The organism is Mycobacterium intermedium (assembly GCF_002086275.1).
GTDB lineage: Bacteria > Actinomycetota > Actinomycetes > Mycobacteriales > Mycobacteriaceae > Mycobacterium > Mycobacterium intermedium.
In genome coordinates this window covers 39,269-64,481 of the sequence record NZ_MVHT01000033.1, presented here as the reverse complement: position 1 = coordinate 64,481, position 25,213 = coordinate 39,269, and the positions used below count along the sequence as shown (strand labels likewise).

The following is a 25,213-nucleotide window of genomic DNA, read 5'->3' as shown; positions in this document are numbered from 1 at the left end:
GTCACCAGCGCGATGGCCGCCAGGACGGCGGCGACCACCACCACTCCTGGCCAACGCGGACCGCGATCGTCGTCGTACTCGCGGTAGTCGTCATAGTCGTAGAGCGCGAGATCCGCAGGGATGAATGTGCCGCTCAAAAACTGTTCGGCTTCGGGCGCCGAGTAGGCGCGCGAGTAGGCGTCGGTCTGGGCGGCCGATCCCGCGTCGTCCAGCGGCGGCAACGCGCCGTCCAACTCGGCGTTCAATGCGTCGTCGATGCTGCCAAGGGGCTCCAGCTGCCCGGGTGGTTCGCTGGCTGAATCGGGTATGTCCGGTTCCCGTCCCGGGGGATGCGGCCCGCTCATGTTTGCCTACCCTGTCCCACTGCCTCACCACCACGCGAAGCTCTGCAGCTGCATTCCTGCTCGCGCGGTCGGCGACTTCTCATGTGCCTTCGAAACCCTACCCAACCGCCCGGGCCAGATAAGTGGTGGCGGGCTGACGACCAACTAACTGTTGTCCTGATTGTGACCTTTCCGGGGCCAATCAGTGCTTCTCAGGACCAACGTAGTATTCGAAGACCAATCCGGCAGCCGACGACAGGATGAACGCGACCCCGGCAACGATCAGCCATGGCAGCCACAGCGCAATGCCGGTCGCCGCAACCGAACCGGACAACGCGAGGAGAATCGGCCACCAGCTGTGCGGGGCGAAGAAGCCCAATTCCCCTGCGCCGTCGCTGATCTCGGCGCCCTCGTAGTCCTCCGGTCGAGTGTCCAGGCGACGGGCCACAAACCGGAAAAAGGTGGCCACGATCAGCGCCAGTCCGGCCGTCAGCGCCAGGGCCGTTGTGCCGGCCCACTCGACGCCTCCGGTGGCGAACACGGCTGTCAGTACCGCGTACAGCACAGTCACCGCAACGAAGAACGCGGCGATGAATTCGAATATCCTGGCTTCGATATGCATTGAGCGTCCTAACCTACTGGCGTTGGGGCCATTTCGCCACGGCGGGTTTCAAATGGGTGGGTTGAGGTCGCGGTAGGCGACTGACCGATGGCCTGCAACGCCTCCGCGTTGGTCTTCTTGGCGATGCGTGCCTGCAGGTACGTCTTGAAGTCTTCGGCGCTGACCACCCGGACCTCGAAGTTCATCATGGCGTGGTAAGTGCCGCAGAACTCGGCGCAGTGTCCGACGAAAGCACCGGTCTTGGTGATCTCGTCGACCTGCCAAACGTTGTCGGAGTTGTTCTCCTTCGGGTTGGGTATCACGTCGCGCTTGAACAGAAACTCCGGCACCCAGAAGGTGTGGATCACGTCCGCCGAGGCCTGGATGAACCGGATGCTCTTGCCAACCGGCAGCACCAGGACCGGGATCTCGGTCGGAGTTCCCAGGATCTCGACCTTGTCGAAGTTGAGGTACGAGCGGTCTTCTTTGTTCAGGCCGTGCAGCGGTCCGAACAGCTCTTCGCCGTGCTCATCTTTGCCCTCGGGCTTGGATTCCACCGCACGCTTACGATCCGCGTCGGCGCCGTCGAAGTTGAACGAGCCGTCCTTGTACGCCACCTTCTGGTAGCCGAACTTCCAGTTCCACTGGAACGCGGTGATGTCGACCACGACCTCGGGTTCCGCGGAGGTGCTCAGCATCTTCTCCTGCACCACCACGGTGAAGTAGAACAACACCGAAATGATGAGGAACGGAATGATGGTCAGGACCAGTTCCAGCGGCATGTTGTAGCCGAACTGGCGAGGCAATTCGGTGTCGCCCGGCTTCGCCCGGTGGAACGCCGAAGACCAGAAGATCAGGCCCCACACGATGACGCCGACGACCAGCGACGCGATCACCGCTCCGACCCACAGCTGCCGGTTCAGTTGACCCTCGTGGGTAATGCCTTCCGGCCAGCCCATCCCCAGGACGTGCTGCCAGCTGCACCCGCTGAGCGTGACGGCCAACACACCCACCGTCAGGGCCAGCGCAACCATGCGGAACCGCCGATGAGACCTCAAGTGCGACAAGCGTTGCGAACGACCTTGCTCGCGAGATGTCACGGTTTCGCCTCCTGTATCACAAGCTGGGCCGACTGGGCTTACGCCGGTTCGGGCGGGGTCCGCTCGGCTAACTCGGATTTGAATACTACGCAGCGTAGACCACGCCGATCTACCGGGCGACTGCCTGGTCATCAGACCCGCCGGGCGTGGCGGCGACAACCGCGCGTTGAACCCCTGTCCGAGCAGCCACTGTGAGCCGCCGGCACGGTGTCTTCCACCGCAAATCGCGACGGTACGGCATACTCGGGCGCTGTGTGTGGACTGCTGGCCTTCGTCGCGACTCCGGAGGGCGCCGAGGGCCCTGATGCGCCGGAAGCCGCAGCCGAACACGCGGCCCGGGCCGACGCCGCCGTCGCCCGCGCCTCGCACCTGATGCGCCACCGAGGCCCCGACGAGCCCGGCACCTGGGTCGACCCCGACGCCGACGGCTCGGTCGTTTTCGGGTTCAACCGGTTGTCGATCATCGACATCGCCCACTCGCACCAGCCACTGCGCTGGGGACCGGCCGACGCCCCCGACCGCTACGTGCTGGTCTTCAACGGCGAGATCTACAACTACCTCGAGCTACGCGACGAGCTGCGCGCCGAGCATGGCGCCGCCTTCGCCACCGACGGCGACGGCGAGGCTATCGTCGCCGGCTATCACTACTGGGGCGCCGACGTGCTCAAGCGGCTGCGCGGCATGTTCGCGTTCGCGTTGTGGGACACGGTCACCCGCGAACTGTTCTGCGCCCGGGATCCGTTCGGCATCAAGCCGCTGTTCATGGCTACCGGTTCCGGCGGCACGGCTGTGGCCAGTGAGAAGAAATGCCTGCTGGACCTGGCCGAGCTGGTGGGCATCGACACCGAGCTCGACCGACGCGCGCTGCAGCACTACGTCGTGCTGCAGTATGTGCCCGAGCCCGAAACCCTGCACCGCGGCGTGCGGCGGCTCGAGTCGGGCTGCTACGCACGGGTAAGGCCTGGGTCGGCCCCTGAGGTCACCCGTTACTTCGTCCCCAAGTTCGCGGCGGTGCCCATCACCGCCGACACCGAGCGGGCCCGCTATGACGAGATCACCGCGGTACTCGAGGACTCGGTGGCCAAGCACATGCGCGCCGACGTCACCGTGGGTTCCTTCCTGTCCGGCGGCATCGACTCGACGGCCATCGCGGCGCTGGCCATCCGGCACAACCCCCGCCTGATCACCTTCACCACCGGTTTCGAGCGGGAGGGCTTCTCCGAGCTCGACGTCGCCGTGGCCTCGGCTGAGGCGATCGGCGCCCGCCACATCGCCAAGGTGGTCAGTGCCGAGGAATTCGTCACCGCCCTCCCCGAGATCGTCTGGTACCTCGACGAGCCGGTCGCCGACCCCGCCCTGGTGCCGCTGTTCTTCGTTGCCCGCGAAGCCCGCAAGCACGTGAAGGTGGTGCTGTCGGGTGAGGGCGCCGACGAGTTGTTCGGCGGCTACACCATCTACCGCGAGCCGTTGTCGCTGAAACCGTTCGATTACCTGCCGCGCCCGCTGCGCAGGTCCATGGGCAAGGTGTCCAAGCCCTTGCCGGAAGGCATGCGGGGCAAGAGCCTGCTGCACCGGGGCTCACTGACCCTCGAGGAGCGGTATTACGGCAACGCCCGAAGCTTCTCGGACGCGCAGCTACGTGACGTGCTGCCCGGGTTCCGGCCAGACTGGACCCACACCGATGTGACGGCGTCGGTGTACGCCCAATCCCTCGGCTGGGATCCGGTGGCCCGCATGCAGCACATCGACCTGTTCACCTGGCTGCGCGGCGACATCCTGGTCAAAGCCGACAAGATGACGATGGCCAATTCGCTGGAGCTGCGGGTGCCGTTCCTGGACCCCGAGGTGTTCGCGGTGGCATCGCGATTGCCCTACCAGGCCAAGATCACCCGAACCACCACCAAGTACGCGCTGCGGCGCGCATTGGAGCCAATCGTGCCCGCGCACGTGTTGCACCGACCCAAGCTGGGGTTTCCGGTCCCGATCAGGCACTGGCTGCGGGCCGGCGAGTTGCAGGAATGGGCCTACGAAGCGGTGGACACCTCGCAAGCCGGTCATTTGGTGGACCTGGCGGCGGTGCGTCGCATGCTCGATGAGCACCGAACCGGGGAGAGCGATCACAGTCGCCGGTTGTGGACCGTGCTGATCTTCATGCTCTGGCACGCGATCTTCGTCGAGCACAGCGTGGTTCCGCAGATCAAGGAGCCCGAGTACCCGGTCGAGCTGTAACGCACAAACCCCAGCGACCGGGAATACCCGCAGCCCCTTGCAATGCTGCTTTAGCCCCGTGCGTGCGCGAAACAGTCGGTGGAGCACCGGACGGCCGGTAGCCTGCCCAGCATCCGGCCGTCCCTGACGAGGAGTTCGTGATGTCGAACGTCGAGGTCGCCGTCCTGGTAGGCGCGGCACTGGCCGTCGCGGGGTTGGCGTGGTATTTCTTTGCCCCACGACGCGCGCAGTCCGCCGTGGTCGGCGACGGGGTGCAACGGGTCCAGGTAACGGTCCGCGGCGGGTACAACCCCAGCGTTGTGCAAGTGCGCCAAGGCATTCCGGTTGAGATCGAATTCGACCGGCAGGAAACCGGGGATTGCAGCGCTCGCGTCGTCTTTCCCGAGCTGCATTTGTCGGCGGCGCTGCCCGCGCATCAGCGCACCACGGTCAGGTTCACCCCACAACGGCCGGGGTCATACGCGTTCACCTGCGCCATGAACATGATTTCGGGCACCCTGCTCGTCAGCTCAAACGGCGAGGACGCTCCTCCCCCGCAACCTGAAACGCCGGGTCGTGCGCATGCGGACGGCGGCGAGCCTGCCGCCGCCGACGTTGAAGCCGCACAGGCAGAAGAACGACGCACCGAGATCGCCGACCTGACCCGACGGGTCGTAATCGGCGCGGTGCTCACCGCGCCGGTGTTCTACGCGGCGATGGCCCACCCGTTGGGCGCCGAATGGGTGCCGGCGGTGTTGCTCAACCATTGGGTGCAGCTGGCATTGATCACGCCGGTGATGTTCTACGTGGGTTGGCCGATCCATCGCACCGGTTGGCTGGCGCTGGCACATCGCAGTGCCGACATGAACAGCCTCATCACCCTGGGCACCCTGGCGGCTTACGGCTACAGCGTGTTGGTGACGGTCGCCCCCCGCGCCTTTCCGGTCGAGGTGCGCGATGTGTATTACGAGGCCGTCGGCGTGATCCTGACGCTGATCATGCTGGGTCGGTTGCTGGAGTCCCGCGCCAAAGCCGGCACGGGCGAAGCCATTCGGGCCCTGCTCGGCCTGCAAGCCCGTACCGCGCGCGTCGTCCGCGGCGACACCGAAGCCGAGATCCCGATCGACGAGGTCGTCGTCGGCGACGTGATACTCATCCGCCCCGGGGAAAAGATCCCGGTCGACGCCACCGTCGTGTCCGGACAGTCCGCGGTCGACGAATCCATGGTGACCGGCGAATCCATGCCCGTCGCCAAGTCCACCGGCGACACCGTCATCGGCGCGACCGTCAACACCACCGGCTCACTGCGGGTACACGCGGACAAGGTGGGTGCGGACACCATGCTTGCCCAGATCGTCCGCATGGTGCAGCAGGCGCAGGCATCCCGCGCCCCGATCCAGCGACTGGCCGACGCCATCTCGGCCTACTTTGTGCCGGTCGTGATCGCCGTAGCGATCGTCACCTTCGCGATCTGGTTCGTCGCCGGCCCTCCCCCGGCGTTGACACAGGCGCTGGTGTCGGCGGTGGCCGTGCTGATCATCGCCTGCCCGTGCGCCCTGGGCCTGGCGACACCGCTGTCGATCATGGTCGGCACCGGCAAGGGCGCCCGGGCGGGAATCCTGATCCGCTCGGCGGAGGCGCTGGAGACCGCGCACAAACTCGACACGATCGTGTTGGACAAGACCGGCACCATCACCGCCGGCAAACCTTCGCTGACCGACATCCAGGTAACCGGGACGCTGACACCGGACGAGCTGCTGCGCCTGGTTGCCGCCGCCGAAGCCGACAGCGAGCACCCGATCGCCAGCGCGGTGGTCGCCGGGGCGCGCGATCGCGGCATCGATCTTCCCGCCACAACCGACTTCGTCTCGATCACCGGCAAAGGTGTCAAGGCCACCATCGCCGGCCACGCCGTGCTGGTCGGCACCGCGACGTTGCTCGCCGAAAATGGTCTGGACACAACCGAACTCGAGCGCATCAGCGCCGATCTCGCCGCGGAAGGCAAAACCCCGATCCTCGCTGCCGTGGATGGCCGGTCGGCAGGGGTGCTCGCGGTGGCCGACGTCGTCAAGGAGGACTCCGTCGCTGCGATCGCCGCCCTGCGCGAGCTTGGTCTGCAGGTGGTGATGATCACCGGCGACAACGCCCGTACCGCGGAGTCGATCGCTCGACAGGTCGGGATCGAGCGGGTGCTGGCCGAAGTCCTGCCCGAGCACAAAGCCGGCGAAATCAGCCGGCTGCAGGCCGAGGGCCGGCGGGTCGGCATGGTCGGTGACGGCATCAACGACGCGCCCGCCCTGGCGCAGGCCGACGTCGGCCTTGCGATCGGGACCGGCACCGACGTCGCCATCGAAGCCGCCGACATCACGCTGATCTCCGGGTCCCTGTCCGGCGTGGTCACCGCGATCCGGCTCTCGCGCGCCACCATGCGCAACATCCGCCAGAACCTGTTCTTCGCGCTGGTTTACAACGCCGTCGGCATCCCGCTCGCCGCGGGCATCCTCTACCCGCTGCTCGGGCTGCGGCTGTCGCCGATGATCGCCGCCGGGGCCATGGCCCTGTCCTCGCTGTCTGTCGTCGGCAACGCCAACCGGTTGCGCGGGCCCCTTCACCCGCCGAGCAGACACAAAGTCGTGCGCTGAGGCGCAAATAGGTACGAGTTTGCGTCTGCTCGTCAGCGGAATTTAGGCCAGCACGGCGGCGATTTCGGCGGCGGCGTCGTCACCGAACGCGCCGGCCAACCGCTCCTTGGCAACCTCGTGGTCCCATTCCCAGTTCTGCGTACCGGTCGACTCCAGCACGAGGACAGCGACCAGCGATCCCAGCTGTGCGGAGCGCTCCAGGCTCAGGCCGGCGCTGCGCCCGGTGAGGAAACCGGCCCGGAACGCGTCGCCGACGCCCGTGGGGTCGGTTTGGCGCTTCTCCGGCACCACGCCGACGTGGACGGTGGTGCCGTCGGGCTCGACGATGTCGACGCCCTTGGCGCCCAGCGTGGTGACGCGCAGCCCGATCTGCGCCATGACGTCGGCCTCCGACCACCCGGTCTTGGAGAGGAGCAGGTCCCACTCGTAGTCGTTGGTGAACAGGATGGTGGCGCCGTCGATGAGCTGACGAATCTCGTCGCCGGACAGCCGCGCCAACTGCTGCGACGGGTCCGCGGCGAACGGCAGGCCGAGCTTCCGGCACTCCTCGGTGTGCACGACCATGGCCGCCGGGTCGTTGGCGCCGATGATCACCAGTTCGGGCTTGCCGATGGACGACACCACGTCGGCGAGCGAGATGTTGCGGGCCTCGGACATGGCGCCGGGGTAGAACGACGCGATCTGCGCCATCTCGGTGTCGGTGGTGCAGACGAAGCGCGCCGTGTGTGCGGTCTTGGAGATCAGCACGTTGTCGCAGTTCACGCCGTGCTTTTCCAGCCAGCTCCGGTAGTCGGCGAAGTCGCCGCCGGCCGCGGCCACCAGAGCCGCGTCGCCCCCGAGCACGCCGATGGCAAACGCAATGTTTCCGGCCACACCACCGCGGTGCACCACCAGGTCGTCGACCAGAAAGCTCAGCGACACCTTGTGCAGATGTTCGGCAAGCAGCTGCTCAGAAAATTTGCCGGGAAACCGCATCAGATGGTCTGTTGCAATGGAACCGGTCACCGCGATCGTCACGAAATCTCCGCCCTTCACTCCTAAGGCCGTCCAGCCTACCGACGGCCCTACCCGCGGCTCACAGCCTCCCAGGCAGTTCCTAGCATCCTTGCGACATCTGTAAAGCGCCCGTCAGCCGTCGGCAGATGGTGCGCTAGCCTTCCCAAGGGAACCCAGCTCGTCGACGGAATGTTGACGGATTCAGCCCGGCGGCAGCCCAATGTCGTCCCGCCCCCACCGTAGGAGAAGCACGTGGCAGGTCCGCACCCGCCGAATCCCGTAGGCACCGACGGACCTCACGAAGTGCGCCCATATCCCCAAAGCGGCTCGTCCGAGCCGGTGGAGTACCCGCACGACGTCAGCGGCAACGAACTGGCCTACCCGATGACCCCCGGCGGCCGGCCACCGGGAGAAGCACCGCCCAACTTCCCGGGTGGCCCGCCCCCGCCCCCCAACTACCGGCCTCGGCGCTCCAAACGGCTGTTCATCGGCATTTCGATGGCGCTGCTGCTGGTCGCCGCACTGACCGCGGCCATCGTGTACGGGGTCCGCACCAACGGGGCCAACACCGGGGCCTCGTTCCCGGAAAACACGGCGAAAACCGCGATTCAGACCTACCTGGATGCGCTGGCCCACCGCGACATCGACATCATCGTCCGCAACGCGCTGTGCGGGCTGTATGACGGCGTGAAGGACAAGCGGCCCGACCAGGCCCTGGCCAAGCTCAGCAGCGACGCGTTCCGCAAGCAGTTCTCCGACGCCGAGGTGACGTCCATCGACAAGGTCGTCTACCAGTCGCAGTACCAGGCCCAGGTGCTGTTCAGCATGCGGGTGAAGCCCGCCGCGGGCGGCCCACCCAGGAACCAGGTGCAGGGCGTGGCGCAGCTGCTATTCCAGCGCGGCCAGATCCTCGTCTGCTCCTACGTGCTGCGCACCGCAGGACAGTACTGACTCCGATCGAAAGCCGGCCCGCAACGAGCCGGTCTACGCAGGTCTACTCGATCAGTTGAACGAGTCCCCGCACGCGCACGAACCGGTGGCGTTGGGGTTGTCGATGGTGAAGCCCTGCTTCTCGATGGTGTCCACGAAGTCGATCGACGCGCCTTCCACGTAGGGTGCGCTCATGCGGTCCACCGTCAACGTCACCCCGCCGAACTCCGCGGTGAGGTCACCGTCGAGCGTCCGGTCGTCGAAGAAGAGGTTGTAACGCAGGCCGGCACATCCGCCCGGCTGAACAGCGATCCGCAGCGACAGGTCGTCGCGGCCCTCCTGGTCCAGCAGAGCCTTCGCCTTGGCGGCAGCGGCCTCGGTCAGGATCACGCCGTGAGTCTTGGTCGTGGCGTCGCTCTCGTTCTGCACCGTCATTGCTTGCTTCTCCTAGATGCCTGCTCGGGTAAGTCTGAGCGGGTCCAGCCGGGTTGGCGTCGGCGGGAGCCCATTGCTATTAACGGTACCCCGCGGACCCGGGATTCCCGAGTCGCGCCGCGACCTCGGACGCCAGGCCCATCAGCTGGTTGGCCGGGTCGGCCAGCGCCAACCGCACCGAACCTGCGTAGTCGGCCATCGACAGCGCGGACATGATGCCCGACGAGCGCGTTGTGAATTTGTCCACAGATACCTGCCCGGCCAGCACAATCACCGGAATCCCGAGCTCTTGGGCCGCGGCGGCGATCTCGCCGACCACCTTGCCGTGCAGCGACTGCTCGTCGAACTTGCCCTCGCCGGTCACGATCATCTCGGCGTCGGCCAGGTCGTCGTAAAGGTTGGTGAGTTCGGCGAAGATCGCCGCGCCCGACTCGCACCGGCCACCGAGCGCAAGCAGCCCGGCGCCGATCCCCCCGGCCGCACCCGCTCCCGGTTCGGCGCTGACGTCGCGGCCGGCGGCCTCGTCCAACTCGATCGCCCACGCCTCCAGACGGACTTCGAGTTTGGCGACGGTCGCCGTGTCGGCGCCCTTCTGCGGGGCGAACACCCGCGCCGCGCCCCAGGGCCCCAACAGCGGGTAGTCGACGTCGGAGGCGGCGATCAATTCGACTCCGGCCAATTTCCGGCGGGCCGTCTCCAGGCCTCCGAGTTCGTTGATCATGCCCTTGCCGCCGTCGGTGCACGCGCTGCCACCCAGGCCGACCACTATGCGCACCGCGCCGGCCGCCAGCGCCGCGGCCAGCAGGTCCCCGACTCCCTTGCTGGTGGCGTTCCACGCGGTCTCGGGCGTCGGCGGACCGGGCAGCAGCGACAGACCACACGCCTGCGCGACCTCCAGGTAGGCCGTCGCCGATCCCGGATCGAACACCCAGCAGGCGTCCACCTTGGCGCCCAGCGGGCCGGACACCGTCAGCAGCCGCAAACCCCCGATTCGGCTGCTGAGCACCTCGACGAAACCGGGCCCGCCATCGGATTGCGGAGCGACGATAAAAGAATCCCCCGGCCGCGACCGGTTCCAGCCCGTTGCGATGACGGCGGCGGCCTGAACCGCCGACAGACTGTCGCCATAGCAGTCGGGAGCCACCAGCACCCGCATCGAGGGCAGTTGAAGCCGGCCGGGCCCGAATCCTTCGGCACCAGCATCCGAGGCAAGCGACCCGTCCATTACAAGCAAGAGTAGGGCCAACAGCTCTGCCGGTGTGGCGTAACAACCAGCACAGTTCCGGGGATGCCGACCCCGCGAAGTAACCTGACGTCTGTGAAGTTGCTGGGCCGCAAGAAAGATCAACCCGAAGGCGCCGCCGTGGCCGCCGCATCCGACACCGCGACCGGTGCGCGGGCCGGTACGGAGGCCGGCTCGGAGACCCCCGCGAACGGCACCGCGCGCGGCGCGCGACGCACCGGCCCCAAGGGCCGCCCGACACCGAAGCGCAGCGAAGCCAGGCGCAACGCGAAGAAGGGGCCGGTCGTGCCGGCGCCGATGACGGCGGCCGAGGCGCGAGCCCGGCGCAAGGCGCTCAAGGGCCCCAAGCTCAGCCGCGAGGAACGCCGTGCCGAACGCGCCGAATCCCGGGCCCGGATGACGGAGCGTCGCGAGCGCATGATGGCCGGCGAGGAGGCCTATCTCCTGCCGCGCGACCAGGGCCCGGTCCGACGCTATGTGCGCGACGTGGTGGACGCGCGACGCAACGTGCTCGGGTTGTTCATGCCGTCGGCGCTGGCGTTGCTGTTCATCATGTTCGCGGTCCCGCAGCTGCAGTTCTACATCTCGCCGGCGATGATGCTGCTGATGTTGCTGATGGGTGTTGATGGCATCATCCTGGGCCGCAAGGTGGGCAAGCTGGTCGACGACAAGTTCCCGGACAACACCGAAAGCCATTGGAAGCTGGGCTTGTACGCCGCCGGACGGGCTTCGCAGATGCGCCGGATGCGGGCGCCGCGGCCCCAAGTCCCGCACGGCGCCAAGATCGACTAGATCAACACATGCGCACCCTCGTGCTCGGCGGGATCAGGTCGGGCAAGTCCCGCTGGGCGGAGGAAGCCATCGCCAATTCATTGGAGCCGGGCCGGCCGGTCTGCTATCTGGCACCGGGGCCGTCGGTGGACGGCGACCCCGAGTGGAGTGAACGGGTCGCCAGGCACCGCGCCCGCCGCCCCGGGCACTGGTCGACCGTCGAAACCGAAGACCCCGAAGATGTTGCCGCGCAATTGGTGCGGCTGACGCAGACCCCGACGCTCGTCGACGATCTGGGCGGCTGGTTGACCGCCACCATGGACCGCCACGATGCCTGGGACGGCGGGTCGGTCGAGGCGCCCGTCGCAGCACTGGTCGACGCCATCGGCGAGTTCGAGTCCACGCTGATGCTGGTCAGCCCGGAAGTCGGGTTGACTGTCGTGCCGGCCAGCAAATCCGGGCGCCGGTTCGCCGACGAGCTCGGCGACCTCAACCAGCGCGTCGCCGCATTGTGCGATCGGGTGGTGCTGGTGGTGGCCGGTCAGCCCCTGACGATCAAGCCGACCAGTCCGGCGCGCGCATGATCGGGTTCGCACCGATATCGCCACCCGATCCGGCCGTCGCAGCAGCCGCTCGGGCCCGTCAGGCCACGTTGACCAAGCCGCCCGGCGCTCTGGGCCGCCTTGAGGACCTTTCGGTGTGGGTCGCGGCGTGCCAGGGGCGGTGCCCACCGCGGCAGTTCGAGCGAGCGCGGGTGGTGGTGTTCGCCGGGGATCACGGTGTCGCGCGGTCAGGGGTGTCCGCTTACCCGCCCGAGGTGACGGCGCAGATGGTCGCCAACATCGACGCCGGAGGCGCCGCGATCAACGCGCTGGCCGGCGTCGCCGACGCGACCGTACGGATTGCGGACCTGGCCATAGACAGCGATTGCTCCGATGAGCTGTCGGAGCGTTTCGGCACGTACAAGGTGCGCCGCGGCAGCGGCGACATCAGCATCGAGGACGCGTTGACCGACGACGAGACCGCCCGCGCGATCGCGAACGGCCAGCAGCTCGCCGACGAGGAGGTCGACGGCGGCGCCGATCTGCTGATCGCCGGCGACATGGGAATCGGGAACACCACGCCGGCCGCGGTGCTGGTCGCAGCCCTGACGAACGCCGAGCCAGTCGCCGTGGTGGGTTACGGCACCGGTATCGACGACGCCGGATGGTCACGCAAGACGGCCGCGGTGCGCGACGCCCTCTTCCGGGCGCGCCCGCTGCTGCCCGACCCGGTCGCATTGCTGCGCTGCTGCGGCGGCGCGGACCTGGCGGCGATGGCCGGCTTCTGCGCACAGGCCGCGGTCCGACGCACCCCGGTGCTGCTGGACGGCATGGCGGTGACGGCGGCGGCGCTGGTCGCCGAGCGCCTTGCACCCGGCGCCCGGCAGTGGTGGCAGGCCGGTCACCGATCCACCGAGCCGAGTCACGGCCTGGCGCTGACGGCTCTCGATCTGGACCCGATTCTGGATCTGGGTATGCGGCTGGGCGAAGGCACCGGCGCCGTGCTGGCGCTGTCGGTCCTGCGGGCGGCGGTGGCGGCGCTGTCGCAGATGGCGACATTCGAGGAAGCCGGGGTGTCCGAGTCGGGGCCTTCCCCGAGCTCCCCGAGCTCCCCGAGCTCCCCGTGATCCGTCCGCTGGTCGCCGCTTTCGGCTTCGGCACGGTGCTGCCGGTGCCGGGTCGCTGGGCGGGGCCGTTGGGACGCGGCGCCATGACGGCGCTGCCGGTCGTCGGGGCCGCGCTGGGCGGCCTGGCCGCGGCCGTCACGTGGGGCGGGGCGCTGGCATTCGGCGCGTCCAGTCCGCTGCCCGGGTATCTCGCCGTGGCCGTGCTGCTGGTGGCCACCCGTGGGCTGCACATCGACGGCGTTGCGGACACCGCCGACGGGCTTGGTTGCTACGGGCCGCCGGAGCGAGCGCTGGCGGTGATGCGCGACGGATCGGCCGGGCCGTTCGGGGTGGCGGCCGTCGTATTGGTCATCGCCCTGCAAGGGCTGGCCTTCTCGGCGTTGAGCGCGGCCGGGGTCGTGGTGGCCGTGTTCGCCGGTCGCGTCACCGCTGTGCTGGCCTGCCGCCGCTCGGTGCCGGCGGCCGACGGCAGCGCCCTGGGCGTCCGGGTTGCCGGGACGCAGCCGGTCGCGGTGGTGGCGGTGTGGCTGGCGGTGCTGCTGGCGGCGTCGGTGCTGGCGGCGCCCGGGCGTTGGCCTGGTCCGGTGGCGGTGTCGGCGGCCGTCGGCTGCGGCGCGCTGTTGGTCACCCACTGCGTGCGCCGCTTCGGCGGCATCACCGGCGACGTGCTGGGCGCCGCGATCGAGTTGACCACCACGGCAACTGCAGTGACCCTGGCCGCCTTCTAGCGCACCCGCCTCTTACCGCGAGCAGACGCAAAGTTGTACGAAAACGGCCCCCGGCGTACGACTTTGCGTCTGCTCGCCGGGTTAAGGCGGGCTACGCCGCCTTAACCGAGCCGGGACATCCAGCCGTGGGTGTCGGCGAAGGTTCCCCGCTGAATCCCGGTCAACGTGTCGCGCAGCGCCATCGTCACTTCGCCGGGCTGGCCGTCGGCGATTGTGAACTCGGTGTCGCCGTACTTCACGTTCGCCACGGGCGTGATGACAGCGGCGGTGCCGCAGGCGAACACCTCGGTGATCTCACCGGAGGCGGCCTTCTTCTGCCACTCGGCGATGTCGATCTTGCGTTCCTCGACGGTGAAGCCCGCGTCGGTGGCCAACTGCAGCAGCGAGTCCCGCGTGATGCCGGGCAGCAGCGAACCGGACAGCTCTGGGGTCACCAGGCGGGCTGAGCCGCCGCTGCCGAGCACGAAGAACAGGTTCATCCCGCCCATCTCTTCGACGTAGCGGCGCTCGACGCCGTCAAGCCACACCACCTGGTCACACCCGTGCTCGGCGGCTTGGGCCTGCGCCAACAGCGAGGCGGCGTAGTTGCCGCCGAACTTGGCCGCGCCGGTGCCGCCCGGGCTGGCCCGGACGTACTCCGTGGAGATCCACACGGTGACGGGGTTGATGCCGCCCTTGAAGTACGCGCCCGCGGGCGACCCGATCAGCAGGTAGCGGTACTCCTTGGCGGGCCGCACCCCCAGGCCCGGCTCGGTGGCGATGATGAACGGCCGCAGATACAGCGACTCTTCTCCCCCGGCCTTGGGCACCCACTCCTTGTCGACCGCGATCAGCTGGCGCAGCGACTCGATGAACACCTCGTCGGGCAGTTCGGGCATCGCCAACCGGCGCGCCGACGAGCGCAGCCGCCTGGCATTGGCGTCGGCACGGAACGAGACGATCGAGCCGTCGGCCCAGCGATACGCCTTGAGCCCTTCGAAGACCTCCTGGGCGTAGTGCAGCACGATTGCCGACGGATCAAGCTCGATCGGCCCGTAGCCGATCACCCGCGCGTTGTGCCAGCCGCGACCTGCCACATAGTCGATCGACACCATGTGGTCGGTGTGGTATTTGCCGAAGCCAGGGTCCTCAAGTATCGCTACACGCTCGGCCTCGGTGGCCGGGTTTTCTGCGCGTGTAACTGTGAATTCAAGGGACCCGCTGGTCATGGCGCTGATTCTATATCGGTGCGCCAATGGTTTTTTGCCACGCGAGCCGCCCCTACCGCGTCTTCGGTTCGACGAACGGCGGGCGCACCACTTCGCAGTCGACCGCACGACCGCGTACGTCGACGGTAATTTGCTGGCCGTCCTGGATTTCGGCGGCGGTATCGATCAGTGCCAGCGCGATGCCACGTTGCAGCGTCGGCGAGAACGTGCCCGAGGTGGTGACCCCGACCGGCGTCCCGCCGTCGAGCACCGTCAGCCCCGCGCGCAACACGCCTCGACCGACCATTTTCAAACCGCGCAACAGCCGCCTGGGCCCACGCTCCTTCTCCGCCAGCAGCGCGTCCCGGCCGAAGAACGCTTCCTTCTTCCAGCCGATCGCCCAACCGCAACGCGCTTCCAGCGGCGAGATTTCCAGCGAAAGTTCGTGCCCGTGCAGCGGATAACCCATCTCGGTGCGGAGCGTGTCGCGCGCACCCAGCCCTGCGGGCTCGCCCCCCGCCTCGGCCACTGCGGCCACTAACGCGTCGAACACCACCGCCGCCGAATCCCAGGTCGGCAGCAGCTCATACCCGTGCTCGCCCGTGTAGCCGGTGCGGCAAACCCGCACTGGCACACCCGAATACGAGGAATCGGCGTAACCCATGTAGTCCATTTCGGTGGGCAGCCCCAATGCGGCGAGCACCTCGGTCGACCGCGGCCCCTGCACCGCGAGCACCGCGTAGGACCGATGCAGATCGGTGATCGTCACACCCTCCGGCGCGACCGCCTGCAACGCCGCGACCACGGCGGCGGTGTTGGCGGCGTTGGGCACCAGGAAGATCTCGTCATCGCTGACGTAGTAAGCGATGAGGTCGTCGATGGTGCCACCGGATTCATTGCAGCACAACGTGTATTGGGCTTTCCCGGGTCCGATGCGGTGCAGGTCGTTGGTCAGTGTGGAGTTGACGAACTCCGCCGCTCCGGGTCCGCGAACAAGCGCCTTGCCCAGGTGGCTGACGTCGAACAGACCGACGGCATTGCGGGTGGCGTTGTGCTCGCTGACGGTCCCGGCATATGACACCGGCATCGACCAGCCGCCGAACTCGGCGAAGCTTGCCCCCAATTCGCGGTGGCGGTCTGCCAAAGGTCCCTGCAACAAATCCGGTGCATCGGTCACGGCGTCCCACCCTAGTGCGCAGCGTTGCTGGCAGACTTGGCCAGGTGGCGGGTCCGTTGGATTTCGAGGCGCTGGAAGCGGCAGGAATCGCCAATCCGCGCGAGCGCGCCGACCTGATCAAGTATCTGGACGACCTCGGGTTCACCATCGAGGAGATGGCGGAGGCCGAGCGGCGCGGCCGGCTCTTCGGGCTCGCCGGTGACGTCCTGCAATGGTCGGGCCGCCCGATCTACACCCTGGCCGCCGCGGCCGAGAAGCTGGGGCTGCCCACGGACGAGGTGGCGCACGCGTGGGCGCTGCTCGGACTCACGGTCGCCGGTTCCGACGTTCCCGCCCTGAGCGAGGCCGACGTCGAGGGTCTGGCGACCTGGGCCGCGTTGAAGCCGGTGGTCGGCGAGGACGGCGCTAACGGCCTGCTGCGGGTGCTGGGGGCTGCCATGTCGCGGCTCGCGGAGGCCGAGTCGACGATGATCCGTGCCGGTATGCCGGATATCCAGATGACCCACACGCACGACGAGCTCGCCACGGCACAGGCCTACCGCGCGGTCGCCGAGTTCGTTCCCCGCCTCGGGGCGTTGATCGACATCGTCCATCGCCACCATCTGGCCAGTGCGCGAACCCACTTCGAGGGCGTCATCCGGGACACGTCGGCGAGCGTGGTCTGTGGCATCGGGTTCGCCGACCTGTCCGGCTTCACCGTGTTGACCCAGTCGCTTTCGCCGACGGAGCTGCAGATGCTGCTCAACGAGTTCGGCGCCACGGTCTCCGACGTGGTGCATTCCGACGGCGGCCGGGTGGTCAAGTTGATCGGCGACGCGGTGATGTGGGTGAGTTCGTCGGCGGACCGGCTGGCGCAGACCGCGATCGATCTGGTCAACCACCCGAGGGCCCGTGAGGAGGGACTGCAGGTCCGGGCCGGGCTTTCCTACGGCGCCGCGCTGGCCATCAACGGCGACTACTTCGGCAGTCCGGTCAACCTGGCGGCACGCCTGGTCGCGGTCGCGGAACCCGGGCAGGTCCTCATCGATTCCGCGCTGCAAGCACGGCTGCCGGACTGGCCGGCCGTCGTCCAGAGCCCGTTGACACTCAAAGGCTTTGACGCCCCGGTGACCACTTTCAGGCTGCTGGGCCCACCGCCGGAGACACCGGAGACAACGCTGCCGAGCTAAACGGCGCCCACAAGATTAGGGTGAATGCCCGTGACCACAACCGAACTTGGCTACCAGCCGCCCACCGTGACCGTCGCCACCTCGTTGCCCAAACGCGGCGCGGGTGCTGCGGTGCTGCTCGTGCCCGTCGTCTCGGCCGGCGACGACGATCGGCCGGGTGCGGTGGTTGCCGCGGCCGACACTCTCCTGCCCGCTAAAGCGATCGACGAGATCCAGGCGGGACTGCGCGCGTTGGACGCCACCGGCGGCAGCGAGCAGGTGCACCGACTGGTGGTTTCATCGCTGCCCGTGGCCAGCGTGCTGACGGTCGGCCTGGGCAAATCACGCCCGGAATGGTCGTCGGACACGGTCCGCCGCGCGGCGGGTGTGGCGGCCCGGTCGCTGAACAGCGCAGCAGCCGTCATCACGACGTTGTCGGCGCTGCCGGGTGAGGGCGTCGTCGCCGCAGCTGTCGAAGGTCTGATCCTGGGCGGCTACCGGTTCAGCGCCTTCCGCAGCGCCAAGACCGCGCCGAAAGACCCCGGCCTGCGCAAGATCACCCTGCTGGTGCCGGGCTCGGACGCTTCCGTAGTCAGGGAAGCCAAGAACCAGAGCGCCCACGGCGCGGCCGTCGCCGCCGCCGTCGCCACCGCCCGCGACTTCGTCAACACTCCCCCGAGCCACCTTTTCCCCGCCGAATTCGCCAAGCGTGCACAGGCTTTGGGCGAATCCGTGGGCCTCGAGGTCGAGGTGCTCGACGAAAAGGCGCTCAAAAAGGCCGGCTACGGCGGCGTGATCGGCGTCGGCCAGGGGTCGTCGCGACCGCCCCGCCTGGTTCGGTTGATCCATCGGGGTTCCCGGCTGGCGAAGAACCCGAAGCAGGCCAAGAAGGTGGCGCTGGTCGGCAAGGGCGTCACCTTCGACACCGGCGGCATCTCGATCAAGCCGGCGGCGTCGATGCATCACATGACCTCTGACATGGGCGGCGCGGCCGCGGTCGTCGCCACCGTGACGCTGGCCGCGCGACTCGGGTTGCCGATCGACGTGATCGCGACGGTCCCCATGGCCGAGAACATGCCATCGGCAACCGCGCAGCGGCCCGGCGACGTGCTGACGCAGTACGGCGGCATCACCGTCGAGGTGCAGAACACCGACGCGGAGGGCCGGCTGATTCTGGCTGACGCCATCGTGCGGGCGTGTGAAGACAAGCCGGACTACCTCATCGAGACGTCAACCCTGACCGGCGCGCAGACCGTGGCGCTGGGCGCACGCATCCCCGGGGTGATGGGCAGCGACCAGTTCCGCGACCGGGTGGCGGCGATCTCTCAGCGAGTGGGCGAGAACGGCTGGCCGATGCCGTTACCGGACGAACTGAAGGACGACCTGAAGTCCACCGTCGCCGACCTGTCCAACATCAGCGGCCAGCGCTTCGCCGGCATGCTGGTGGCCGGGGTTTTCCTGCGGGAGTTCGTCGCCGAGGGCGTCGACTGGGCGCATATCGACGTCGCCGGTCCCGCTTACAACACCGGCGGCCCCTGGGGCTATTCACCCAAGGGGGCCACCGGCGTACCAACCCGCACCATGTTCGCGGTGCTGGAGGACATCGCCGCCAACGGTTGAGTCGGTCGAGCTAGTCGACTTCGCTCGGCTTGTGGCGGTCGGCGAGGGCGCCCAGCCGCCAGAGGCATTCACGGTTCCGGGGGTAGACGGCCGCCAGCGCCACCGCATCAGGCACCAGCTTGCCGGGCCCGCCGATGGGGACCTCGATCATTTCGATGCGGCACCCGCCGTGCGGAGTATCGCTGAGCCGCAAAGTGATTCGCGCGGAACCGAAGAGTCCGACTCGTGCCCGCAGCACGAGTTCTTCTCCCGGCGTGCAGCCCTCCACCTCGGTCTTGTCGTTGATCACCAGCGGCCAGACGCCGACGGAGTGCCGAATCTCGGCCCCGGGTTCGGGCCACGTCGGGTCGACGGCGCGAGTCCGGCTGTTGCCGACCACCCACTGCGCATACGTCCAGCCATCGGCCATCACATCCCAGACGGCCTGACGGGACGCCTCCACCTCGCGAACCGTGGACAGTTGTTCCTTCAATGCCATTGAAATCTCCTTTCGCAACGGCATGATCCGTGCGAGGGGTACCCGGCCTTCCGGAAAGTAGACGCGAAGTAGCGCGCGAAACCGACTGTGACGGTCGTCGCCGGCAAACACCTCGTGGTTTAGCCGCTGTACCGGGCGGCTAATTAAACAAGCGACACATACCCCTCGGGAAAGGCCTGATCGTGACTGTTCGACGGTTGATCATCGCGGTGAGCGCCGTGCTATTGGTGGCCGGCGTCATTGGGTTGCTGGTGCCGGTGACGGTGCCGAATAGCAACGGCGGATCGGTGAGTTGCGGTAATGGAATAGCCGCCGATCTCTCGGGCGCACGGGCCGCAAACGACAAGAACGGGGCCAACATTCCCGTCCTCAACCAGATCATTCCGCACGACGACTTCGTGGCGGAGTGCGAATCCGCGCTGTCGGGTAGGCGCACCTGGACCATTCCGCTGGTGGTGATCGGCCTGGTGGGTGTCGGCGGCGCGCTCCTGGTGCGGCGAACCGAGGGCGCAAGGGCCGGCGTCTAGCGGCGCCTGCGTTGGTGGTCGCGGCCCGGCTCGCGCCGGGCCCCAGCTCGCCGAATGTGGGGGATATCGCCCCGCCGCCGCGAGTCTGGGCACATAAGCCACACACTCGGCGCGACGGCCGTAGGCCGTCCCCGGCCCCAGCTCGCCGAATGTGGGGGATATCGCCCCGCCGGCGCGGGTCCGGGCACATAAACCACACACTCGGCGCGACGGCCGTAGGCCGTCCCCGGCTCGCCTCCCACAGCTCGCCGAATGTGGGGGATATCGCCCCGCCGCCGCGAGTCCGGGTACATAAATTACACACTCGGCGCGACGGCCGTAGGCCGTCCCCGGCTCGCCTCCCACAGCTCGCCGAATGTGGGGGATATCGCCCCGCCGCCGCGAGTCCGGGTACATAAATTACACACTCGGCGCGACGGCCGTAGGCCGTCCCCGGCTCGCCTCCCACAGCTCGCCGAATGTGGGGGATATCGCCCCGCCGCCGCGAGTCCGGGTACATAAACCACACACTCGGCGCGGCGGCGGCCACACACTCGGCGCGGCAGCCACACTCGGCGCGGCGGCCACACACTCTGCGCGGCGTCGACACACTCGTGGCGCGGCAGACACACACGTGGCGCGGCGCCCACCCCGTCGGCGGGTCAGATCACCCGCATGCGTGCGGTGCTACGCAACGCTTGTGGCAGCACCCGCGAAATTCCGTACAGCGCATAGGCTTCCGGGGCAACCGGCCGGATCGGCTTGTTCTTCTTGACCGCCGACACGATCGCGTCGGCGACCTTGTCCGGCCCGTAGTGGCGGAGCGCGAACATCTTGTTCAGCTGGCCGCGGCGGTCGTCCACCTGTTCTTCGCCCTTGCCGGTGGGCACGGCGAATCGGGTTGTGCTGACGATGTTGGTGTCGATGACACCAGGGCAGATGGTCGTAAGGCCGACACCGGCGGCATCAAGCTCGGCGCGCAAACAGTCGGAGAACATGAAAGTCGCGGCCTTCGACGTGCAGTAGGCGTTCAAAGACTGCAGCGGGGCGTAGGCGGCCATCGAGGCCACATTGACGATGTGTCCACCCGTACCACGCTCGACCAGGCGTCGCGCGAACGAGCGTGATCCATTGACCACCCCGCCGAAGTTGACGTCCATCACCCGCTCGAACTCGCTGGCCGGAGTGTCCAGAAAGTTGCCCGCCTGCCCGATACCGGCGTTGTTGACGACGATGTCGGGAATGCCGTGCTCGTTGCTGACCTCCTCGGCGAAGGCCTCGACCGCCTCGGCATCGGAAACGTCGAGCACATAGGGATGTGCCACACCCCCGCGCGCGGCGATCATCGCGGCCGTCTCCTTGACGGTGGCCTCGTCGATATCGCTGATCACGAGTTCCGCGCCCTCTTTGGCGAAGGCGAGGGCCGTCTCACGCCCGATGCCGCTGCCCGCGCCGGTCACCGACACCAGAGTGTCGCCGAAGTATCCACGCGGGCGACCGACCTGAGCGCGCAGCAGCGCACGGCTGGGCGCCTTGCCCTCATCCAGGTCGGCGAGGTCGTGCACCGCGGCCGCCAAGACCTGCGGGTGCGACATCGGCGACCAGTGACCCGCCCGGATGTCGCGTCGCCATAGACGCGGCACCCACCGCGCGGTCGCGTCGTAACCCCATGGCCGCACGAACTTGTCGTTCGTGTTGACCACGAGTTGCACCGGTACGTCGACGACGCGCACACCTTGGCGACGGAACTTGCCTGAATACGAACGCCAGTAGTTGGCCGGATACACCTTGATCGAATCGGCGGCGTCACTGGCCATGTTCTCGGAATGACAAACCTGGTCGGCGGGAATGTTGTCGACCAACACGCGCCGGACCGCCGCACGCGAGAACACCAGCCGCAGAATCAACGGCGTCAGCACCGGTATCGAGAACAGCGCCATGTAGCTCAGCCGGAGGGCCTGACTGACTGCACGAGCAAAGAGCCGTGGCCGCCAGGGGCGTCGTAGGCCAGCGAACATCCAATTAACCAGTTGATCCTGCGCTGGGCCGGATACGGAGGTAAATGATGCGACCCGGTCGGCGGCACCGGGCCGGCCGAGGTACTCCCAGACCCCTACCGAACCCCAGTCGTGGGCGAGCACGTGCACCGGCCGCCCTGGGCTCAGTTCGCCGATGACCGCGGCGAAGTCGTCGGCGTAACGAGCCATGGTGTACGCCGACACCGGCTTGGGCGCCGACGAGAGGCCAACCCCGCGGTTGTCGTAACGGATGATCCGAAAACGCTCGGCCAGCAGTGGAACAACCCGGTCCCACAGCACGTGCGAGTCGGGCCAGCCGTGCACCAACACCACGGTTGGGCCGTCGAGGTTGCCTTCTTCGTAGACCGCGATTCGGACACCGTCCGCGCTGTCGACGAATTGTTGGGGTGCCTGTCTTGTTCCCGGCATCGGACCCTCCTCGGGCGCAAGAGCCCACCTGCGACCTGCTTGTCAGTTAGTGGCCAACCGTAGCAAGGGGGGACGACATCACCGGTTACCCGACGCGGTGAGCGGATTCGCCGCCCCGGATACCAGCCCCGTGAGGTGCCCCCTGCGGCGCAGTGACAGGAGCAGTGACAGGATAGGTTCTGACAATTACATGGGTTCCATACCCGGTGCACGACTGTGTGGTAAGCAGAGGTCGGCTTAGCCGACCGACGACCAATCGAGGAGTCAACAAAGATGGCCTTCTCAGTCCAGATGCCGGCACTCGGTGAGAGCGTTACCGAGGGAACCGTCACCCGCTGGCTCAAGCAGGAAGGCGACACGGTCGAAATCGACGAACCGCTCGTCGAAGTTTCGACCGACAAGGTTGACACCGAGATCCCTTCGCCCGCCGCGGGCGTGCTGACCAAGATCATCGCGCAAGAAGACGACACCGTTGAGGTGGGTGGCGACCTCGCCATCATCGGGGACGCCGACGAGGCCGACGGCGGCGGCGCGGGTGACGGCGGCGGCGAAGCGGAGGCCAAGTCCGAGCCTGAGCCGGAGCCGGAGCCCGAACCGGAGCCCGAGCCCGAGCCGGAGCCCGCCAAGGCGAAGTCGGACGGAGATTCCGGCGGCGGCGAGACCCAGCCGGTGCTGATGCCCGAGCTGGGCGAGTCGGTGACCGAGGGCACGGTCACCCGGTGGCTGAAGAAGGTCGGCGATTCGGTGCAGGTCGACGAGCCGCTGGTCGAGGTGTCCACCGACAAGGTCGACACCGAGATTCCCTCGCCGGTGGCCGGCGTCCTGGTCAGCATCACCGCCGAAGAGGACGACGTCGTCGAGGTCGGCGGTGAGCTGGCACGGATAGGTACCGGTTCCGACGCCGGCAAGTCCGAGTCGAAGCCGGAACCCAAGCCCGAACCAAAGCCCGAGCCGAAGCCCGAACCAAAGCCGGAGCCCAAGCCCGAACCGGAAAAGAAACCCGAGGCCGAGCAGAAGCCCGAACCGGAAAAGAAACCCGAACCCGAACCCGAACCCGAGCCCGAGCCCGAGAAGAAGCCCGAGCCCGAGCCAGCGGCGGCATCCGCCGAGACGGACGGCGACGGCGGCCCCTACGTCACCCCTCTGGTGCGAAAACTGGCCGCCGAGAACAACATCGTCTTGGCCGAGGTAAAGGGCACCGGCGTCGGCGGACGCATCCGCAAGCAGGACGTGCTGGCCGCCGCGGAAAAGAAGAAAGAGGCGAAGAAGGAACCGGCGCCCGCCGCCCAGGCCCCCGCCGCCCAAGCACCGGCGGCGAAGGCCGCACCGGCTCCGGCGTCCCCGCTGGCCCACCTGCGGGGTACTACGCAAAAGGCCAGCCGGATCCGCCAGCTCACCGCCAGCAAGACCCGCGCGTCCCTGCAGGCCACCGCGCAGCTCACCCAGACCCACGAGATCGACATGACCAAAATCGTGGCGCTGCGCGCAAAGGCCAAGGCCGCGTTCGCCGAGCGCGAGGGCGTCAACCTGACGTTCCTGCCGTTCATCGCTCGCGCGGTGATCGACGCCCTCAAGATTCATCCGAACATCAACGCCAGCTACAACGAGGACACCAAGGAGATCACCTACTACGACGCCGAGCACCTCGGGTTCGCCGTCGACACCGAACAGGGCCTGCTCTCCCCCGTCATCCACAACGCCGGTGACCTGTCGCTGGCCGGCCTGGCGCGGGCCATCGCCGACATCGCCGCCCGGGCCCGCTCGAACAAGCTCAAGCCCGACGAGTTGTCCGGTGGCACATTCACCATCACCAACATCGGCAGCCAGGGCGCGTTGTTCGACACCCCGATTCTGGTTCCGCCGCAGGCGGCCATGTTGGGCACCGGCGCCATCGTCAAGCGGCCGCGGGTCGTTGTCGACGAGCTCGGCAACGAGTCCATCGGGGTCCGCTCGATTTCGTACTTCCCACTGACCTACGACCACCGCCTGATCGACGGCGCCGACGCCGGACGTTTCCTCACCACCATCAAGCACCGGCTCGAAGAGGGCGCGTTCGAGGCGGATCTTGGGCTCTAAGTAAGGACTCCGCAGCGTGGACAAAGCCGTTGTCGCGATAGCGGGTTCTTCTGGGCTGATCGGCTCGGCACTGACCGCGGCTCTTCGCGCGGCGGACCACACGGTGCTGCGCATCGTGCGGCGCACACCGGCTAATTCTGAAGAGCTGCACTGGAATCCGGAGAGCGGCGAGTTCGATCCCGAAGCGCTGCTCGACGTCGACGTCGTGGTGAATCTGTGCGGAGTCAACGTCGGGCAGCGTCGGTGGTCGGGCGCATTCAAGCAGAGCCTGCGAGACAGCCGAATCGCACCGACCGAGGTGCTCTCCGTGGCGGTCGCCGACGCTGGTGTCAGCACCTTGATCAACGCAAGTGCGGTCGGCTACTACGGCGACACCAGGGACCGTGTGGTCGACGAAAACGCCCCGGCGGGAAGGGGTTTCCTCGCCCAACTGTGCGTGGACTGGGAAGCCGCCACGCTGCCGGCGCAATACGAAGGCACCCGGGTTGTGTTGGCACGCACCGGCGTGGTGCTGGCGCCCGGGGGTGGCGCACTGCGCCGGATGCGGCCGGCGTTCTCGGTGGGTCTGGGCGCCCGACTCGGCAGCGGCCGCCAGTACATGTCGTGGATCAGCCTCGAAGACGAGGTGCGGGCACTGCTCTTCTTGATCTCGCACCCCACCCTGTCCGGCCCGGTGAACCTGACCGGGCCCGCACCCGTCACCAACGCCGAATTCACCACCGCTTTCGGCCGCGCGGTGAACCGCCCGACCCCGATGGTGCTGCCGAGTTTCGCGGTGCGGGCGGCGCTCGGCGAGTTCGCCGACGAGGGACTGCTCACCGGCCAGCGCGCCATCCCGTCGGTACTGGAAGAGGCCGGTTTCCAGTTCCACCACAACACCATTGGCGAGGCACTCGCCTATGCCACCGCCCGTCGCGATCGGGATTAG

21 protein-coding genes and 1 pseudogene are annotated in these 25,213 nt (G+C 67.8%); 12 read left to right on the top strand and 10 right to left on the bottom strand.

Annotated features, from left to right (window positions below; translation table 11 throughout):
- The 3 genes and pseudogenes from BST27_RS13750 to ctaC all read right to left on the bottom strand — a co-directional run.
- Nucleotides 1–344: pseudogene (locus BST27_RS13750) on the bottom strand (MmpS family transport accessory protein); the annotation flags it as partial.
- Nucleotides 345–525: 181 nt separating this feature from the next.
- On the bottom strand, nt 526–945 hold the full coding sequence (locus BST27_RS13745; RefSeq protein ID WP_069420055.1) for a cytochrome c oxidase subunit 4: 420 nt from the start codon (nt 943–945) through the stop codon (nt 526–528).
- Between the two features lie 8 nt (nt 946–953).
- Nucleotides 954–2,024 (bottom strand): aa3-type cytochrome oxidase subunit II, encoded by a 1,071-nt coding sequence (gene ctaC, locus BST27_RS13740; protein WP_069420054.1) that lies wholly within the window; start codon nt 2,022–2,024, stop codon nt 954–956.
- Nucleotides 2,025–2,276: 252 nt separating this feature from the next.
- Between ctaC and asnB the strand changes: the two genes are divergently transcribed.
- Together asnB and BST27_RS13730 are read left to right on the top strand one after the other, a co-directional pair.
- Nucleotides 2,277–4,253 carry an asparagine synthase (glutamine-hydrolyzing) gene (asnB, locus tag BST27_RS13735; protein ID WP_069420053.1) on the top strand — a complete coding sequence of 659 codons (1,977 nt, stop codon included), beginning with the start codon at nt 2,277–2,279 and terminating at the stop codon, nt 4,251–4,253.
- Nucleotides 4,254–4,393: 140 nt separating this feature from the next.
- Nucleotides 4,394–6,874, top strand: coding sequence for a heavy metal translocating P-type ATPase (locus BST27_RS13730; protein WP_069420052.1), 2,481 nt, complete (start codon nt 4,394–4,396; stop codon nt 6,872–6,874).
- A 42-nt stretch (nt 6,875–6,916) separates the two neighbouring features.
- Here the strand turns inward: BST27_RS13730 and BST27_RS13725 are convergent, their stop codons facing one another.
- Nucleotides 6,917–7,891 carry a carbohydrate kinase family protein gene (locus BST27_RS13725; protein WP_069420076.1) on the bottom strand — a complete coding sequence of 325 codons (975 nt, stop codon included), beginning with the start codon at nt 7,889–7,891 and terminating at the stop codon, nt 6,917–6,919.
- A gap of 231 nt (nt 7,892–8,122) precedes the next feature.
- On the opposite strand from BST27_RS13725, the gene BST27_RS13720 reads away from it, so the two are divergent.
- Nucleotides 8,123–8,821 carry an Rv0361 family membrane protein gene (locus BST27_RS13720; RefSeq protein WP_069420051.1) on the top strand — a complete coding sequence of 233 codons (699 nt, stop codon included), beginning with the start codon at nt 8,123–8,125 and terminating at the stop codon, nt 8,819–8,821.
- Between the two features lie 51 nt (nt 8,822–8,872).
- On the opposite strand, the gene BST27_RS13715 is transcribed toward BST27_RS13720, so the two are convergent.
- Together BST27_RS13715 and BST27_RS13710 are read right to left on the bottom strand one after the other, a co-directional pair.
- A complete protein-coding gene (locus BST27_RS13715; RefSeq protein ID WP_069420050.1) occupies nt 8,873–9,235 on the bottom strand; it encodes an iron-sulfur cluster assembly accessory protein in 363 nt (120 codons plus the stop codon).
- A gap of 79 nt (nt 9,236–9,314) precedes the next feature.
- The gene (locus tag BST27_RS13710; RefSeq protein WP_139805153.1) at nt 9,315–10,391 is read right to left on the bottom strand and encodes a glycerate kinase family protein; all 1,077 of its coding nucleotides are present in this window, start codon (nt 10,389–10,391) and stop codon (nt 9,315–9,317) included.
- Between the two features lie 162 nt (nt 10,392–10,553).
- Between BST27_RS13710 and BST27_RS13705 the strand changes: the two genes are divergently transcribed.
- The 4 genes from BST27_RS13705 to BST27_RS13690 are packed head-to-tail and all read left to right on the top strand — an operon-like array spanning nt 10,554 to nt 13,646.
- Nucleotides 10,554–11,270 (top strand): DUF3043 domain-containing protein, encoded by a 717-nt coding sequence (locus BST27_RS13705; RefSeq protein ID WP_069420048.1) that lies wholly within the window; start codon nt 10,554–10,556, stop codon nt 11,268–11,270.
- Nucleotides 11,271–11,278: 8 nt separating this feature from the next.
- A complete protein-coding gene (locus BST27_RS13700) occupies nt 11,279–11,833 on the top strand; it encodes a bifunctional adenosylcobinamide kinase/adenosylcobinamide-phosphate guanylyltransferase (protein ID WP_069420047.1) in 555 nt (184 codons plus the stop codon).
- Nucleotides 11,830–12,918, top strand: a complete 1,089-nt coding sequence (cobT, locus tag BST27_RS13695) for a nicotinate-nucleotide--dimethylbenzimidazole phosphoribosyltransferase (RefSeq protein WP_069420046.1) — start codon at nt 11,830–11,832, stop codon at nt 12,916–12,918. The genes BST27_RS13700 and cobT overlap by 4 nt, the downstream gene beginning before the upstream one ends.
- Nucleotides 12,915–13,646 carry an adenosylcobinamide-GDP ribazoletransferase gene (locus BST27_RS13690; protein WP_069420045.1) on the top strand — a complete coding sequence of 244 codons (732 nt, stop codon included), beginning with the start codon at nt 12,915–12,917 and terminating at the stop codon, nt 13,644–13,646. Before cobT ends, BST27_RS13690 begins: the two co-directional genes overlap by 4 nt.
- Before the next feature lie 101 nt (nt 13,647–13,747).
- On the opposite strand, the gene BST27_RS13685 is transcribed toward BST27_RS13690, so the two are convergent.
- Both BST27_RS13685 and gcvT read right to left on the bottom strand, forming a co-directional pair.
- Nucleotides 13,748–14,854 (bottom strand): branched-chain amino acid aminotransferase, encoded by a 1,107-nt coding sequence (locus BST27_RS13685; RefSeq protein WP_069420044.1) that lies wholly within the window; start codon nt 14,852–14,854, stop codon nt 13,748–13,750.
- 52 nt (nt 14,855–14,906) lie between these two features.
- Nucleotides 14,907–16,010: a glycine cleavage system aminomethyltransferase GcvT gene (gene gcvT / locus BST27_RS13680; RefSeq protein ID WP_069420043.1), complete on the bottom strand. Its 1,104-nt coding sequence runs from the start codon at nt 16,008–16,010 to the stop codon at nt 14,907–14,909.
- A 44-nt stretch (nt 16,011–16,054) separates the two neighbouring features.
- Between gcvT and BST27_RS13675 the strand changes: the two genes are divergently transcribed.
- Entirely contained in the window at nt 16,055–17,179 is a 1,125-nt protein-coding gene (locus BST27_RS13675; protein ID WP_069420042.1) for an adenylate/guanylate cyclase domain-containing protein, read from the top strand.
- A gap of 30 nt (nt 17,180–17,209) precedes the next feature.
- Nucleotides 17,210–18,778: a leucyl aminopeptidase gene (locus BST27_RS13670; protein WP_372515468.1), complete on the top strand. Its 1,569-nt coding sequence runs from the start codon at nt 17,210–17,212 to the stop codon at nt 18,776–18,778.
- Nucleotides 18,779–18,788: 10 nt separating this feature from the next.
- On the opposite strand, the gene BST27_RS13665 is transcribed toward BST27_RS13670, so the two are convergent.
- Nucleotides 18,789–19,256, bottom strand: a complete 468-nt coding sequence (locus BST27_RS13665; RefSeq protein ID WP_069420075.1) for an SRPBCC family protein — start codon at nt 19,254–19,256, stop codon at nt 18,789–18,791.
- Nucleotides 19,257–19,438: 182 nt separating this feature from the next.
- On the opposite strand from BST27_RS13665, the gene BST27_RS13660 reads away from it, so the two are divergent.
- Nucleotides 19,439–19,783, top strand: coding sequence for an aminopeptidase (locus BST27_RS13660; protein ID WP_069420040.1), 345 nt, complete (start codon nt 19,439–19,441; stop codon nt 19,781–19,783).
- Nucleotides 19,784–20,424: 641 nt separating this feature from the next.
- Here the strand turns inward: BST27_RS13660 and BST27_RS13655 are convergent.
- The gene (locus BST27_RS13655; protein WP_069420039.1) at nt 20,425–22,209 is read right to left on the bottom strand and encodes an SDR family oxidoreductase; all 1,785 of its coding nucleotides are present in this window, start codon (nt 22,207–22,209) and stop codon (nt 20,425–20,427) included.
- A 273-nt stretch (nt 22,210–22,482) separates the two neighbouring features.
- On the opposite strand from BST27_RS13655, the gene sucB reads away from it, so the two are divergent.
- Nucleotides 22,483–24,285, top strand: coding sequence for a 2-oxoglutarate dehydrogenase, E2 component, dihydrolipoamide succinyltransferase (gene sucB / locus BST27_RS13650; protein WP_069420038.1), 1,803 nt, complete (start codon nt 22,483–22,485; stop codon nt 24,283–24,285).
- Nucleotides 24,286–24,301: 16 nt separating this feature from the next.
- Nucleotides 24,302–25,213, top strand: a complete 912-nt coding sequence (locus BST27_RS13645; protein WP_069420037.1) for a TIGR01777 family oxidoreductase — start codon at nt 24,302–24,304, stop codon at nt 25,211–25,213.

Coding starts and splice junctions, on each gene's coding strand:
- BST27_RS13655 (WP_069420039.1), bottom strand. CDS start 22,209: ATGCCGGGAACAAGACAGGCACCCCAACAATTCGTCGACAGCGCGGAC.
- BST27_RS13745 (WP_069420055.1), bottom strand. CDS start 945: ATGCATATCGAAGCCAGGATATTCGAATTCATCGCCGCGTTCTTCGTT.
- BST27_RS13700 (WP_069420047.1), top strand. CDS start 11,279: ATGCGCACCCTCGTGCTCGGCGGGATCAGGTCGGGCAAGTCCCGCTGG.
- BST27_RS13715 (WP_069420050.1), bottom strand. CDS start 9,235: ATGACGGTGCAGAACGAGAGCGACGCCACGACCAAGACTCACGGCGTG.
- sucB (WP_069420038.1), top strand. CDS start 22,483: ATGGCCTTCTCAGTCCAGATGCCGGCACTCGGTGAGAGCGTTACCGAG.
- BST27_RS13665 (WP_069420075.1), bottom strand. CDS start 19,256: ATGGCATTGAAGGAACAACTGTCCACGGTTCGCGAGGTGGAGGCGTCC.
- BST27_RS13730 (WP_069420052.1), top strand. CDS start 4,394: ATGTCGAACGTCGAGGTCGCCGTCCTGGTAGGCGCGGCACTGGCCGTC.
- BST27_RS13685 (WP_069420044.1), bottom strand. CDS start 14,854: ATGACCAGCGGGTCCCTTGAATTCACAGTTACACGCGCAGAAAACCCG.
- BST27_RS13710 (WP_139805153.1), bottom strand. CDS start 10,391: ATGCGGGTGCTGGTGGCTCCCGACTGCTATGGCGACAGTCTGTCGGCG.
- cobT (WP_069420046.1), top strand. CDS start 11,830: ATGATCGGGTTCGCACCGATATCGCCACCCGATCCGGCCGTCGCAGCA.